Below are 15,485 nucleotides of genomic sequence, written 5' to 3' on the forward strand. Positions count from 1 at the left end.
TGTTCTCTTTCGAGTACAGTAATAATAATATCACCTTTCAAATAACAAGTCAATACATTTTTTTAGTTTTTTTTACAAATTTTCTATTCTTTTGCAAAGAATAATATTCTCCTGTTATATTTTCATATGAAGTTAATAATTATTTTGTTTCTACTTTATTATCTATAAGTTGCAAATTGTAACTTCTAATAACTTCTATTAATAGTTCTGCATATATGCGATTTCCTTTTTTATCTTCAGCTGTACTATACCCTGCATTTTCTAATGCTTGTGCTTGACTAATATAATCTTTTGCCTCAAACAAACCATGCTTTCTATATCTTTTGTTATCAACTAAAAACAAGCTATGGTCTCTAACAGAATCCTGTAATGAATTATATGACCTGAAATTTGCTACTATTTTCTCATTATAATGTTCTGAAGTTGAAATTTCTACTTTCTTTCCTTTCCATGCTTTGTCTGCTTTTATCCCAAATAAATTATTACTCTGCTTTGTAAGTTTAGAGTTTCCCCATCCAGATTCTAATATAGCTTGTCCTATTGTTATTGATGGCAGTATTCCATAATCAATATACTCTCTTATAGCTAAGTCTTCTAGTTTTTTTATAAATTTAATTTTTTCATCACTATTATTTAATTCTTTATTTCCAAGATACGTGTATTCTAAATCCTTCATATATTTTTTTGCTCTACTTTTTTGAGAAGAGTCAAATTTTAATTCACTCAATACTTTAGTAAATTTCTTTACTTTATATACATCCTCTCCCTTATCATTTTTATCTTCTATTATAAACTTCTTCCCTATATTTAATGTGTCTTTCTTTTTTATGTTACTTAAATCTTCATCATGTATTACCATATCTATAGCAAGCAATTCCTTCCAACTTAATTGGACTTTACTATCACCTGCTTCATCAGCTACATCCATATAGTATTCAATTTTAGTACTTTCTATATCTCTTATTTTATATAATTCCTCAAAATACTTCGTTATATTAAAAACAGCAATTATACTTGCTATTATGCATACGGTAATAAAAATTTTTTTTAATAGAAGCTTTATTCTCTTTACACTTTTATTTCTACCTAAGTTTTTTATGGTTTTTCTAGCCATATTACTCCCCCTTAAAAATGGTATTACTTATGTTATCACAGATTTTATATCAAGTGGATAATAATTTTAATTCTTCCCACTATAAATTTAAAATTAAATAAACAAAAACTAATTTAGATATTTACAATTTAATTTCTTCATTATTATGTCCACTATATATTTACTTGCTTTTCCATCCCCATATGGATTAGATGCTTTACTCATCTGATTATAACTCTTTTTATTTATTAATAAACTACTCACTGAATTATATATTCTATCTTCATCAGTACCTACTAATTTAAGTGTCTTAGCTTCAATCCCTTCAGTTCTTTCTGTTTTATCACGTAACACAAGGACTGGTTTACCTAACGATGGAGCTTCTTCCTGTATTCCTCCACTATCAGTCATTATCATGTATGATTTATTTAAAAAATTATGAAAATCAACCACTTCTAAAGGTTCTATAATATGAATTCTTTTATGAGATTTCCCAAATACTTTATCCGCTATATTACGTATCTCAGGATTTAAATGTATAGGATATACTATTTGTACATCTTCAAAGTCATCTACTATTCGTTTTACAGCTTTGAATATATTTTTCATAGGATTACCCAAGTTTTCTCTTCTATGAGAAGTCAATAAAATCATCCTGTCATTACCAATCTTATCAATTATAGGATGATTATAGTCTTCTTTTATTGTCATACGCAAAGCATCAATTGCAGTATTACCAGTTACAAATATACTATTTTTAGGCTTTCCTTCATAAATCAAGTTTTTTCTAGCCAAATTAGTAGGGGCAAAGTGTATATCAGCAATAACACTTGTAAGTTGTCTATTTAATTCCTCTGGAAATGGAGAATATTTATCATAAGTTCTAAGTCCAGCTTCTATGTGACCAACAAAGATTTTATTATAGAATGCAGTCAAACTAGTGGCTAGAGTTGTTGTCGTATCTCCATGAACTAATATTATATTTGGATTTTCCTTATTTATAATTAATGGAAGTTCCTTTAAAATTTTGCATGTTATATCATTTAAGCTTTGCCCTTTCTTCATTATATCCAAATCATAGTCTACATTTATGTTGAATGTTTCTATAACTTGGTCAAGCATTTCTCTATGTTGAGCTGTAACACATACAATACTTTTTATATGTTCTCTATCTTCAAGTTCCTTTATTAAAGGAGCCACTTTAATAGCCTCAGGTCTAGTTCCAAATACAGTCATAACCTTGATGTCATTCATTTGTATCTCTCCTAATCATACATTTAATTTATACAAATACTAATATTTACATAACAAAACTATTCATACCAAGACTTAATAACCTTTATACTTTCCTTTGATGGGTAAAAAAATTTTTCTTCATCTATTTTACCTACACAAAATACAGAAAAACCATTTATCCAATCCTCATTTTCAAAAACTTTTTTATATGCCTCAAAGCATCTTGCTTGCTCTTCATCATTTATAACCTCTGAAGGAATATGATTCCAAGGTTGAGAACTTGCATTTTCTCTATTTGAAAAACCTAGTTCTCCAAAAAATATTGGTTTTCCATGAACTTTATAAAGATTATATATTTCTTCTTTTATATTCTGTCTTCTATTATTTACAGTAGATGAATGTAATGCAGAAACTAGTTCATCCACTGTATTAATAGGTTTATTACTTAATTCAAAATACGCTGCTATAGATATAAAATCTAACTTATCAAAAAAATTATTATTTAGTTTTTGTTCATAGGATAGCTTACTATTTAAGTCATCTTTTTTTGTATACCACCAATTAGTCCTGTATGTTACAAGCCCATCAAATTTTGATTGTACAAAATCTATTATTTCACTCCAATTTTTCTGATATTCTTCTAAATGTACCAAATTAGAACCTATATTTAAAACATTTACATCTAAAGGATTTGCTACATCTATTATAAGTTCATTTAATATAGTATTTTGCCATGTATAAAAAAATCGCTCTTTATTTCTAGGATTCCAGTCGGTCTCATATAATTCACCATTTTCTATCCACGGATACGCTTCTAATATTGTTGAAATACCTTTTTTGTTTAGTTTTTTTATTAGTTTAATTGCTTTTTCTTTACTACTATTATCTATTGTCATAATATCAGAATTAATTTCATCTATATTTATAATTATAGGTACATTTACTGTATTCAATCCTAGTTTATCTATATCCTTCATAACTTGTTTTATTTCATAGTCTACAGATAAATTGGCTGATTTAATCTTGCCATCATATTGATTATTTATTGAACTTTTATCTTTTAACTCTGTACCTATAAAGTAGATTATAAATATAAAAATTAAAACCATTACTGAGATTAAAATATTTCTTTTTAATTTAAATTTATTTATATATTTATTCAAATTATATACCTCTTTTAAAATAATAGATTTATCATATTATCTTCTTTTATACTTTTTTATATATAACATTGACAATACTGCCACTACAATTATAGTAATAAAAGAAATTATTAAAAATGCTTTAGTTGTCTTACTAATACTAATGTCATTATTTGAAACTTTTACTTCTTTATTTACTTTTAAATTATAAGATAAATCTTCTACTTCTCCATATTCATCAATTGTTATTGTATCTCCTTTTAAATCATTAACTTTACTTTTATTTAATAAATAATCCATTCCTAAATATAAGTTTTTTTCATTTATCGAACTAATTACCAGGATATTTTTTTGATTATTATAAGGTGATTTTATCAATTGAATTGCAGAAATATCTTTTCCATAACCATCAATAAAACTTATCTTATCATTTGATAAAAATGTGGAGTAGCTTTTGTTAAACTTTATATTTAAATTATCATTTAACATCTGTATAATGGAATTATTAAGTGGTACCCCAAAAACTATAATATTGGTATCTTTATATTTGTCATTAAATTCTTTTCCTCTAATTACATTTATGTTTCCTTTATAGGAATTTATACTTGCACCTAAATTAACCCCTAATCTAGACATCCAAGTCATAGCTTGTGAACCTGAATAATCTGGCATTATTACAGTTAAATCATTAAATTTATCATCTTTAACAAATGGATATGGATAACTTTCAAAAGACAAGGATTCCTTATCTTTTGTAGATAACTCCAAATAAGAACTATTTAATACATATGCCCAGGGATTATTACTTTCCCTTGTAGTACAATTCTGATTTTTTATACTCAAATTAAATACCAACTTAACTTGATAGTAGTCTTTATTATCTATATCTTTGGGTATTTTTAATTCTAGTTTATCGTTATTAGAATGTGACCTATCCAATTTTTTACTTCCCACAACAACATCATTTATGGATACTGTAACCAAAGATTTTTCAAAATCCAAATTATCAGAATATCTTAAATTTAAAACAATCTTTGAACCGTCATCTAATATCTTACCCTTTGGTATTTTTACATCGAACAAAGCTTGTTGATTAAATGCACCTTCTAACAAAAAATCTGAATAACCTAAGTCTTTTAATGTCAAATGACTTAAATTTAGCTCTTGTTGCTCATTAATTTTTATATTAGTGTTTTTGTTTACAATTACTGATGATGATAGCACTTGATTAGAGAGTTTATTTTCTACCAATAAATTTGATGCCTTTATTAAGTCCTCTTCATTACTGCCAATTATCACCATCATCTTCTTATTCTTATTATAAGGGGAATCTACTTGTTTAATTATACAATTTGAAGATAATAGGGTTTGTTCCTTTGTGCTTAAAATATTCAAAATTTCTTCTGCTGTATTTTCAGGTTTACCAACATATATAATATTATCTTCAGACCAATTTTTCATTTCTGAATATAGTTTAACATTAAGTTTTAAGTTATCATTTTTTGTTGTTTTTCCAAATTCTGAAGCTAGATTGAACACAGCTGTAGATTCTCCCCTAGTCATATTGTCTGGGACTACCATAGTTGTGTCCAAATTAAGCTTATCTTCAACTTCTGAATATGGATATGGATATTCACTTATTGAATTTCCCATATTTTTCTGCGTATATCTAATTGAAGTATATGATTCTTTATGAATAACCATCCAATTTCCAGTATTGGAATCATCCTGACAAATTTTATCAGATATTGTTTTATATGCTTTTATTTTTATTTCATTATAACCTTGGATTATATAGTCTTTTGGTACTAGTACCTCTAGTGTATTTTTATAATCAGTCTTAGCATTTAATTTAATGGATTTTATTGGTACATTATTTATTAAAACGGTTAAGCTAGAAACATCTCCATTTAATATTTGACTCTTACTAAAATTAAGGTGTAATAAGACTTCCTCAATATCCCAATTTTTATTTACCTCAAAAAAGGTACTATTACTTCCTATAACTCCATCTATAGTGATGTCTCTTTCAAACTTATAGTTTTTAACTTTAGTCTCATCGGCTTTTACTTCATTTACAAGCAATATATTTGAAAAAAACAATACTAAAGATATAATTGATATAACAAATTTTTTCATGCTAGTTCCTCCTGTACATGAATCAAAATCTTTCTGTCTTATACCATTTAACTTCTCTTTTAAAAATTACATCTTTTAAATACTCTATCATTCCCTTTATAGCTACAAACAGCCATAGTTGAGAATATGTAAAATACATTATTGCAACTATGAATATATTTTCTAGTGTCGCTTCACCTTTTTCTATGCTTAGGCTTATACTTACTTCTATGATAAATAGAAGATATGATAGTATCCATATTATAAAAAAGTTAATTGGAATTGAAATCTCTATTAGTTTAGATATACTTAAAATAAATAAAATATCCGATATAATGACAGATGTTAAGAACAAAAAATATACAGAAAAAAAGTAGGCTATATCAAATACAATTTTATTTTTTCCCTGTTTAAATATATTTCTTATATATTTCATTAAGACATATATATTACCTTTTGCCCATCTGGTACGTTGCTTTATCCATACCTTAACAGTTTCTGGTTCTTGTTCCCATGTTATAGACTGTGGTACAAGTTTTATCTTATATCCCAATTTATATATTCTAAAGCTAATTTCTGTATCTTCTGCAATTGCTTTACTATCCCACCCTCCAATCTCTTCTATGATACTTTTTCTCAATATAAAGTTAGTTCCTGGTATTGTACATAGATTAAATAATTCCCATCTACCAGCTTGTGACATCCATTGAAAACTTAGCGTTTCTATATTTATGAATTTGGTTAATAGATTTTTATTTTTATTTCGAGTCCTGAATTTTCCAATAACAGCTCCTAATTCATCATCCATTACTATTGTTTGTATTAAATATCTAAGTGCATTTCTATCTGGTGTGTTATCTGCATCATAAACTGCTATAAACTCTCCTTTAGAAATGGTATATCCAATATTCAATGCATTTGATTTTCCTTTTCCTCCAGTTAAATTGTCTGTATTTATTATGGTAAAATTATAATTATTATACTTATTTTTTATATCTTCTAAAATATCTTTACTATTATCAGATGAGTTATCATTTATAACAATGAGTTCCATTTTATCTTTAGGATAATTAAGTAGTAATAAGGATTCCACAGTTTTGCCTATTACCTTAGCTTCATTGTGAGCAGGCACAAGTATTGATACCATAGGATATTCATCAATTTTTTTTACTTCTTTATTAAAATTTTTAAAGTAAAATATATAACCACCCATAGCCAAAATAATATTTATAAGCAATAAAGACCATATACTAAATAAGCTAAATATAAATAAACATTCTGATATATTTAAATCTCTCATAAATTTCTCCTAAAATTTTTTTAAACATATATTCTAATATAAAATCATTTATTTTAAAAATTTCTTTTTATCTATTTTCTTAAAATATATAAATATAATCACAAATATTAAAACACTTACAGACACTATTAATATTAAAATTTTACTAATACTAGATATAGACTTAAATCTAGTGTCATCTTCAGTATTTTCTTCTAAATTCCTATCATAAGTTACTTTAATTTCATCTCCAACATTTCTTATTTGTATTTCATCAATTCTTACCCAATTATCAAAATCTCTTAAGTTCATAAATTTTATATTTTGTTTTTCTAGATATTCTATTGTGTATTTTAAATACTCTATATCCAAATATGAATGAAAAAAGAATCCTCCACTAAACCCTCTAACAATAGATACTTTATCTAGTTTTTCTTTGATATCTTGAAAAGTAAAATTATCTTCTGGGTCTATATATCCTAAATTTTCAGGTATAAATATATTAAATTCTTCTGTATCCCTAATAACATAAGGATATGTATTAGTACTAAATTTTTTATCATTATTTTGATGTTGACCTACATAAGTAGAAAAATACTTTTTTAACTCTTTGTATCCCTCAGATTCTATCGCATAATGTGGTGCTTCAAACGCAAGGGGATAAATTCCATTTTCTATACATATTCTAAGGCCACTCAACACTCTATTTTTTACAAACACTTCCATGTCTTCATTTAAAGGTGCATCCTTTTCTCCATCCCAAAATTCATACCCTTCTCCAGTAACTTCTTCTTTTTTGTATTGATGAGTATATCCATGTAATATCACTGTGCCGCCCTTATCTTGCATATATTTTACTGCTTTTACAACCTCAGGACTTTCTGATAAAGTAATTATTTTATGATTTTTAGGGTTTACATAAGCTGGTATTAATGCAATTGCAAATGGTATATCCTTACTACTTAAATAATCAGCTATATCTACAAGGTTTTTTGGGTCTCTAAAAGCATGTACATCTTCTATTCTTACAAATATACTTCCCTTATCAAACTTTTTAATATTAAAAATATCGTTCAGTGAATCACAAAATATATAAAATAAAACACCATCTAAATCCAATTTTGATACATAAAAAAGATTTTTATCATTTATTATATATGGATACTTGTTTAATGTGTCATCAATACTCCCTATTACTTTATTACTTACATCTTTTGATTTCACAAGATTAAACAAATAGTGTTCATCCAAATTGTACGATTTGCCCTTATAATTTACACTAACTATGTTATTTGTTTTTCCCAAATACTCTAAATTATACTTTTTGTATTCTAAAAGATTTTCTATACCATGCCCTAACCAACATATATTACCTTTATATGAATCTAATGCACTAAGTAAATATTTAGTTTTTTTGTGATTATCATATGAATTTTCATTAATTCCTATAATAAATACATGACTATAATAGTTTTTATTTATTTCATCATCATAATCACTTAATTTTAATAAATCAATATCTGAACTAAATCGACCCAATAGTGTCCTCATAATTTTTAAAATATCTCTATTATAAGATGTTTCCTTCTTAGAATCATATATGACTAAAACCTTATTTCTATTAGATGTAATTTCTGTTGCATGTGAAGACAGATTAAAGTTTGATATTATTAATACTATGAATAATATCATTACTACTTTTAATAAATTTTTATTGAACGTTTTAAACATCGTATTGTAATTCCTCTTCAACTATATTCTTAAAATTTATACTATCTCCAAAGCTATCTTTATACTCTAAAAATGCAATTTTTACATCTATATTTACATATTGTCCTTTATTACTTAAGTCTAAATTTAATTCTCTTATCTTTTTATTTATTCTATCTTTAACAACTTTTGAACCTTCTAAGGATGTACTTGGCATCAATATACCTATCATGTCTTTCTGTAAACTATAAATTATATCCTCATTTCTTGTACATTCTATAATACTTGAACTTATATGTTTTACTATTTTATTAGTCTTATTTTCACCAAATATTGTTTGTAGATTTCCGTAATACGGCAATTTTACTATCATAAGAGAAAAATTAGTATTATGTCTAATAGACTTACTTATCTCCATATTTACATCATTATAAAAAATCTTTAGATTTCTAAGTCCAGTTTCACTATCAATAGTCACTAACTCTTTATACTGTTCAGATAACTTTGTGTTTATATGTTGTAATTCATTTATATTTTTATTTAAATTTCCCATTATAATTGAAGAGATTGGTATTGCTATTATCCACATATATGATAAAAACTCAACATCTATATTGTGAGTAATACTGTTATATAAGATATAGGATGTATACATAAATATAATTATTGAACTTGTTATCAATCCTACTACTGAGTTTGATAAATAAGTTAACATTATTATGAAAAAAATTACTGCAAGCATTATAAATACATTCAATTTATTTTCTGTTCTAATAGATAATATTACTATTCCAACAATTAAAAACATAAAAACTAGCAAACTCAATATTAATAAATCTATTTTTTTATTTATCCTATTCATTTTTATAAATTTACACCTCCAATTATTCTATTAAGTTGCCCATTTTTTCTAATTATTATTAAAGTCATTATACAAATAAACTTTTTACCTATTAAAATATTAATTAAGTTGTATATGAATATAATTTAATAAAAAAACAAGCAAATACTTGACATTAAAGTCATGAATTTGCTTGTTTTTATGATTATTATTATAAAAATAGTAATTAACTAGCTTATTAAAATTTAAATTGTTATAAAAATAAATTCAAAGCAAGTATATAAATATGGACAAAAAATAAAACTGTTCAATAATTAGAAAATTAATTTCTAAATAAGAACAGTTTTATTAAGTAAATATAATTAAATCAACAAGACTCTACTTTGATTTTAATTCTATCCAAGCCTTGTCATATAGTTTTATGTTCTCACCAATATCTTCAAAAGTCTCACATTTACTAAGTACTTCTTTAGATGGATATGCAACAGGATTATTAGTTATTTCTGGGTCCAATAATTTTAGAGCTCCTGTATTAGGTGTTGAATATCCGATATACTCAGCATTTATTTTTGCATTTTCTGGGTCTAGTAAAAAGTTTATAAATAACTCAGCTTCTTTTTTATTTTGTGCTGTTGTAGGCACACACATAGCATCTACCCATTTATTAGTACCTTCTTTAGGTATTGCATAATCAAGGTCAGGATTTTGGTCCATCAATGTAACTGCATCTCCAGAATACAACATACCCATTGCTACTTCTCCACCAAGCAGTCTATCCTTACCTTCGTCATTTACATAAGCTAATACCAAATCCTTTTGTTTCATTAAAAGATTTTTCGCTTCATTTATTTCTTTTGGATTTACACTATTCATACTGTATCCTAATTTTTTAAGAGTTATACCTATAGTGTCTCTAACAGAGTCAAACATCATTATATTTCCCTTATACTTTGGATTCCAAAGTATATTCCAACTATCTATAGGGTCTTTAACTTCTTTTTTATTGTACAATATCCCAAGAGTTCCCCACATGTATGCAACACTATATTCATTAGTTTCATCATATATAGGATTTAAAAAACTCTTATCTAAATACTTCATATTAGGTATGTTTTTAAAATCTAGTTTTTCCAAAAGACCTTCATTTTTCATTTTTTCTACCATATAATCTGAAGGAAAGACTAAATCGTAGTGTGTACTGCCACTCTTTACTTTTTGATACATCATTTCGTTAGTATCATAAGTTGAATATTGAACATCTATTCCAGTTTCTTCTTCAAACTTATCTATAAGAGATTCATCTATATAATCTCCAACATTATATACATTTAAAACTTTTGTAGAATCAGTTGCTTTATTACATCCTGTAAATAAAGTAACTGTCATAATACCTATAGATACAAGGGATATTACTTTTTTAAACTTAATCATTATTTAGTCCCCCTTACTATAGATTCTTTTTTATTAGCTAATAAAAGTAATCCTAAAACGACTGCAAACATTATTGTCGATAATGCATTTATTTCAGGTTTTATACCTCTTCTAGCCATTCCATAGATTTCTATAGAAAGATTGCTTACACCATTTCCAGCATTAAAGAAACTTATTATAAAGTCATCTATTGACATAGTAAATGCAATTAAAAATCCAGAAACTATACCTGGCTTTATTTGTGGTAAAATTACCTTTCTAAGAGCATATATAGGTGTCGCCCCTAAGTCCATAGCTGCATCTTCTATATTATCAGGTAATTGCTTCATTTTTGGTAAAACTGAAAGTATAACATATGGCAAACAAAACATTATATGTGCCAATAGCATTGTTGTAAATCCAAATTCCATTTTTACAAACACAAACAGACTCATAAGGGCTACTGCTGTAACTATCTCTGTATTTAAAATAGGAAGATAGTTTACATTTAGTATTAATTTTTTGCTCTTACCTCTCATCTTATGTATTCCTATGGCACTTATAGTTCCTACTATTGTAGATATTACAGATGCTAATATAGCTATTACAATAGTATAATATAAAGCACTCATTATACTCTCATTTTGAAGTAATTGACCATACCACTTCCATGTAAATCCATTCCATCTTGCCATCGATTTTGAATCATTGAAAGAAAATAGTACTAAAGCAAATATGGGTGCATATAAAAATAAGAATACTAATGCTAAATATATATTAGAAGTTATTTTCTTTAATTTTAAAATAGTAACCCACCGCCTTCTTTGTCAGACTCATCTCCAAATTTTGACATTATAGACATCGATATTAATATTACTATCATCATAAATATCGATATTGCTGAGCCAAAGTTCCAATCTCCAACAACTGTAAATTGTTGTTCAATCAAATCTCCAACTAGCATTATTTTACCTCCACCTAACAGTCTTGAAATTGCAAAGGTAGTAACTGCTGGCATAAATACCATAGTTATTCCAGACATTACACCTGGTAAACTCAAAGGAAATATAATTTTTCTAAATACTGTCATATTATTTGCACCTAAGTCATGAGCAGCATTTATCAAATCATTATCCATCTTTGATAGTGCAGTGTATATTGGAAGAACCATAAATGGTAAAAAGTTATATACCATACCTAAAAGTATAGCAAAATTAGTATACAAAATTGCTAATGGCTGTATTCCAAACCAGCCTAAAAATGTATTTAAAAGTCCATTTTTTCCTAATATAGCAACCCATGCATAAGTTCTTAAAAGAAAATTCATCCACATAGGAAGAATAAATAATAATATTAATGAACCTCTTCTACTCACATGAGCTTTTGAAATTATATATGCCACTGGATAACCAACTACAAGGCATATTAATGTTGCTCCTCCTGCTAAAAGAATAGAACGAGCAAATACTTTAATATATATAGGGTCGATTACTTCTTTATAATTTTCAAGTGTAAATGCATAACCTCCACCTGACTCTTTTGTAAAACTGAAAAATACTACTAGTATTAAAGGAATTATTACAAATATCGCACTCCAAACTACATATGGATATGCTAAGAAAGATTTTCTCTTCATCTTAGTTACTCTCTTTTCTCATTATATGAATGTCTTCTGGATATATGTCCATGCCTAGTTCTGTTCCAACCTCAGCATTTTTAGTATTGTGAAGTATCCACAATCTTCCATTCTCATTTAATTCTATCTCATAATGCACTCCTTTAAACACAGTAGATGTAACTTTCCCCTTTAACATTCCTTCTTCTGGCTTTACCATTTTTATATCTTCTGGTCTTATTACCACTTCTATATTTTCGTTTTTTTCAAATCCTTTATCAACACATTCAAAATCCCTATTACAGAAATTAACTTTATAATCTTCTATCATAATTCCATCAAATATGTTACTTTCACCTATAAACTTAGCTACAAATGAGTTTTTAGGTTCATTATATATGTCTTGTGGTGTTCCCATTTGTTGTATCTTACCCTTATACATTACGACAATAGTGTCTGACATAGTAAGAGCCTCTTCCTGGTCATGAGTTACAAACACAAATGTTATTCCTAATTTTTTTTGAATTCTTTTTAATTCTATTTGCATTTCTTGTCTAAGCTTTAAATCAAGTGCTCCAAGTGGCTCATCTAGTAACAATACTTTTGGTTCATTAACTAGAGCTCTTGCTATTGCAATTCTCTGTTGTTGTCCTCCACTTAATGAGTCAACTTGTCGTCTTTCAAAACCTTCTAGTGCAACAAGTTTTAAAACCTCTTTCACTTTAGCATCTATTACATCTTTTGGAGTCTTTTTAATTTTTAGTCCAAAAGCTACATTTTCATATACATCCATATGTGGAAATAAAGCATATTTTTGAAACACTGTATTTACTTGTCTTTCATATGGTGGCAAATTATTTATCTCTTTACCTTCAAATAAAACTTTACCATCATCAGCATACTCAAAACCTGCTATTATTTTTAATGTAGTAGTTTTTCCACATCCACTTGGTCCAAGTAAAGTTAAAAATTCATTTTTCTTTATATCTAAATTGAAATTATCTAAAACCGTAAGTTCTTCATAATGTTTAGATATATCTCTTAATTCTATTATGTTTTCTACCAATTATTAAACACCTCTATTCTAAAATGATGGTGGCGTACTTACCCAAATCACTTTTGCTGTCGTTTTACCCTCGTTTGATATATAGTGATTTGCTCTTGGTCTAAAGTAAAAACTTTCTCCTTTTTTTACTTTATTTTTCTTTTCGCCTATATGAACATATATCGAACCTGCTAATACATATCCAAATTCTTCGCCTTCATGTGGCTTTTCTTCTTTATATTGTCCTCCTGGATACAATGTTATTATTATTGGCTCCATTTCATTTTTTTGTGAGTTTGGAATTAGCCACTTCAGTTTATATTTTAAATCTTCATCCTCTGTTTCAAACATATCCTCTTTTGTAAAACTAATTCTTTCGTCATCTATTTCATTAAAAAATTCCCTTAAATTCGTACCTAGTATTTCAAGTATATCTATAAGGGTAGCTATGGATGGTGATGTTAAGTTATTTTCTAATTGAGAAATAAATCCCTTTGACAATTCGCATCTATTAGCTAACTCTTCCTGGGTCAGTTGTTTTTCTGTTCTTAATCTTTTTATCTTTTCACCTATATCCATGTTGCACCTCCTAGTTTCTGTTTTATTTTACTAAACATTTTGTTTACTAAACATTGAGTTTAAAATTTCTAAACAACATAGGTAATTATATATAAAATTCGGATATAATACAAGAGTTTTTTTGACATTTTTTTATTTTTTTACTTAGAATAAATACAAGCATTTTAAAGGCTTTGGAAAATACACAATCAAAGGTGTTCATATTAATATTTATAAAGTTTAGTATCTCTAATTATAAATTAATTAATTCATTAAATACATAATAAAACTTCTAAAACATAAAAAAGTGTTAAACAAATAAAAAATTGCTAGAAATCTATATTTTATAGTTTCCTAGCAATCCTATTAGCTTAGCCTTCTTTTAATGTTTAAAATTATATATTTAAAAATTTCTTCAAGTTACAACATTTAACCTTTGCTTAAATTTATCACTAAATTACTTAGCTATATTTTGAGCAGCCGTTTTTTTATCCCCACTCATATATAACTTAATAAACTTTATATCATCTACTATAAATCGATGCTTAATCTTACTACAATCTAATTTAAATAAACTAAATACTATCTGTGTAAAATAACCCAATCCAAATGCACTTATTATAGTTCCTATACCAACTTTTCCTCCTAAGAAAAATCCTACTATTAATGCTCCAACTTCTATAGTCCCTCTTATTAAGTTAAGTGATTTTCCAGTTTTCTTTTGAAGTGCAACCATCAGACCATCTCTAGGTCCACTTCCTAAACCACTTCCCATATAAAATACCATTCCAATAGCCAAAAGAATCAATCCTAATATCAACATAATTATTCCTACAAATAAACTATCAGCCTCTGGAATTAACTTACTATACAAAAGCAAATCCATAAAGAATCCAATTAATAGCATATTAAAAACAGTTCCCCATCCTACATTCTCACCAAGAACAACATCAGCTATAACTACTATAGAGCCTACAATTATAGAGGCAGTCCCTATAGTTATTCCTATATGATTTGAAAGACCTTGATGAAACACATCCCAAGGAGATAAACCAAGGTTACAATTTATCGTCAATACTATACCAATTGAACATATAAATAAACCCGCTACTAGCTTTAAAAATTTCCATAATACTTTTTGTAACAAAATCTACCCCTCCTAAACATAATTTAACTACTCACTTTAAATATCAAAAGCCAGCAGTTCTCTTTTAAAAAATCTTACTTTATTAATTTTATAATACACTTCTATGATACATCATTTTATGCTAAATAACTACCACTTTATTACAATTTAGTTACAATTTTTAATTATTTTTTTATTATGGATTTTCTAGTTTCAGCACTTCTCAAATTTAGTCCTATATTTTAAAATTCTTTATTATCTTATTGTTCATAAATAGAATAATAAAATAGAAACCACTTAAATATAATAGGA

13 protein-coding genes are annotated in these 15,485 nt (G+C 26.6%); all 13 read right to left on the bottom strand.

From position 1 onward, the window contains the following. Positions 1-139: 139 nt before the first annotated feature. A complete protein-coding gene (locus Q3304_RS13740; protein WP_407814084.1) occupies positions 140-1,114 on the bottom strand; it encodes a glycoside hydrolase family 73 protein in 975 nt (324 codons plus the stop codon). A 108-nt stretch (positions 1,115-1,222) separates the two neighbouring features. Then, positions 1,223-2,347: a non-hydrolyzing UDP-N-acetylglucosamine 2-epimerase gene (gene wecB / locus Q3304_RS13745; RefSeq protein ID WP_407814083.1), complete on the bottom strand. Its 1,125-nt coding sequence runs from the start codon at positions 2,345-2,347 to the stop codon at positions 1,223-1,225. Between the two features lie 59 nt (positions 2,348-2,406). Continuing rightward, a complete protein-coding gene (locus Q3304_RS13750) occupies positions 2,407-3,492 on the bottom strand; it encodes a glycoside hydrolase family 113 (protein ID WP_407814082.1) in 1,086 nt (361 codons plus the stop codon). Positions 3,493-3,528: 36 nt separating this feature from the next. Further along, positions 3,529-5,610 carry a cellulose biosynthesis cyclic di-GMP-binding regulatory protein BcsB gene (locus Q3304_RS13755; protein ID WP_407814081.1) on the bottom strand — a complete coding sequence of 694 codons (2,082 nt, stop codon included), beginning with the start codon at positions 5,608-5,610 and terminating at the stop codon, positions 3,529-3,531. A gap of 22 nt (positions 5,611-5,632) precedes the next feature. Beyond that, positions 5,633-6,889, bottom strand: a complete 1,257-nt coding sequence (locus Q3304_RS13760; RefSeq protein ID WP_054269578.1) for a glycosyltransferase family 2 protein — start codon at positions 6,887-6,889, stop codon at positions 5,633-5,635. Between the two features lie 48 nt (positions 6,890-6,937). After that, positions 6,938-8,599, bottom strand: a complete 1,662-nt coding sequence (locus tag Q3304_RS13765) for a DUF2334 domain-containing protein (RefSeq protein WP_407814080.1) — start codon at positions 8,597-8,599, stop codon at positions 6,938-6,940. Further along, on the bottom strand, positions 8,592-9,440 hold the full coding sequence (locus tag Q3304_RS13770; RefSeq protein WP_407814079.1) for a diguanylate cyclase domain-containing protein: 849 nt from the start codon (positions 9,438-9,440) through the stop codon (positions 8,592-8,594). Before Q3304_RS13770 ends, Q3304_RS13765 begins: the two co-directional genes overlap by 8 nt. A 357-nt stretch (positions 9,441-9,797) precedes the next feature. Continuing rightward, entirely contained in the window at positions 9,798-10,850 is a 1,053-nt protein-coding gene (locus Q3304_RS13775) for a PotD/PotF family extracellular solute-binding protein (protein ID WP_054276179.1), read from the bottom strand. Continuing rightward, entirely contained in the window at positions 10,850-11,524 is a 675-nt protein-coding gene (locus Q3304_RS13780; protein WP_003432155.1) for an ABC transporter permease, read from the bottom strand. Before Q3304_RS13780 ends, Q3304_RS13775 begins: the two co-directional genes overlap by 1 nt. Before the next feature lie 104 nt (positions 11,525-11,628). Then, positions 11,629-12,465, bottom strand: coding sequence for an ABC transporter permease (locus Q3304_RS13785; protein ID WP_021383784.1), 837 nt, complete (start codon positions 12,463-12,465; stop codon positions 11,629-11,631). A gap of 1 nt (position 12,466) precedes the next feature. Further along, positions 12,467-13,510, bottom strand: a complete 1,044-nt coding sequence (potA, locus tag Q3304_RS13790) for a spermidine/putrescine ABC transporter ATP-binding protein (protein ID WP_054269574.1) — start codon at positions 13,508-13,510, stop codon at positions 12,467-12,469. Positions 13,511-13,528: 18 nt separating this feature from the next. Next, complete coding sequence (locus Q3304_RS13795) at positions 13,529-14,068, bottom strand: helix-turn-helix domain-containing protein (RefSeq protein WP_021383760.1); 540 nt, start codon at positions 14,066-14,068, stop codon at positions 13,529-13,531. Between the two features lie 436 nt (positions 14,069-14,504). Further along, a complete protein-coding gene (locus Q3304_RS13800) occupies positions 14,505-15,194 on the bottom strand; it encodes a YitT family protein (protein ID WP_054269573.1) in 690 nt (229 codons plus the stop codon). Positions 15,195-15,485: the final 291 nt, after the last annotated feature.

The organism is Clostridioides sp. GD02377 (genome assembly GCF_045899875.1).
In the GTDB taxonomy this organism is placed as follows: Bacteria; Bacillota; Clostridia; order Peptostreptococcales; family Peptostreptococcaceae; genus Clostridioides; species Clostridioides difficile_A.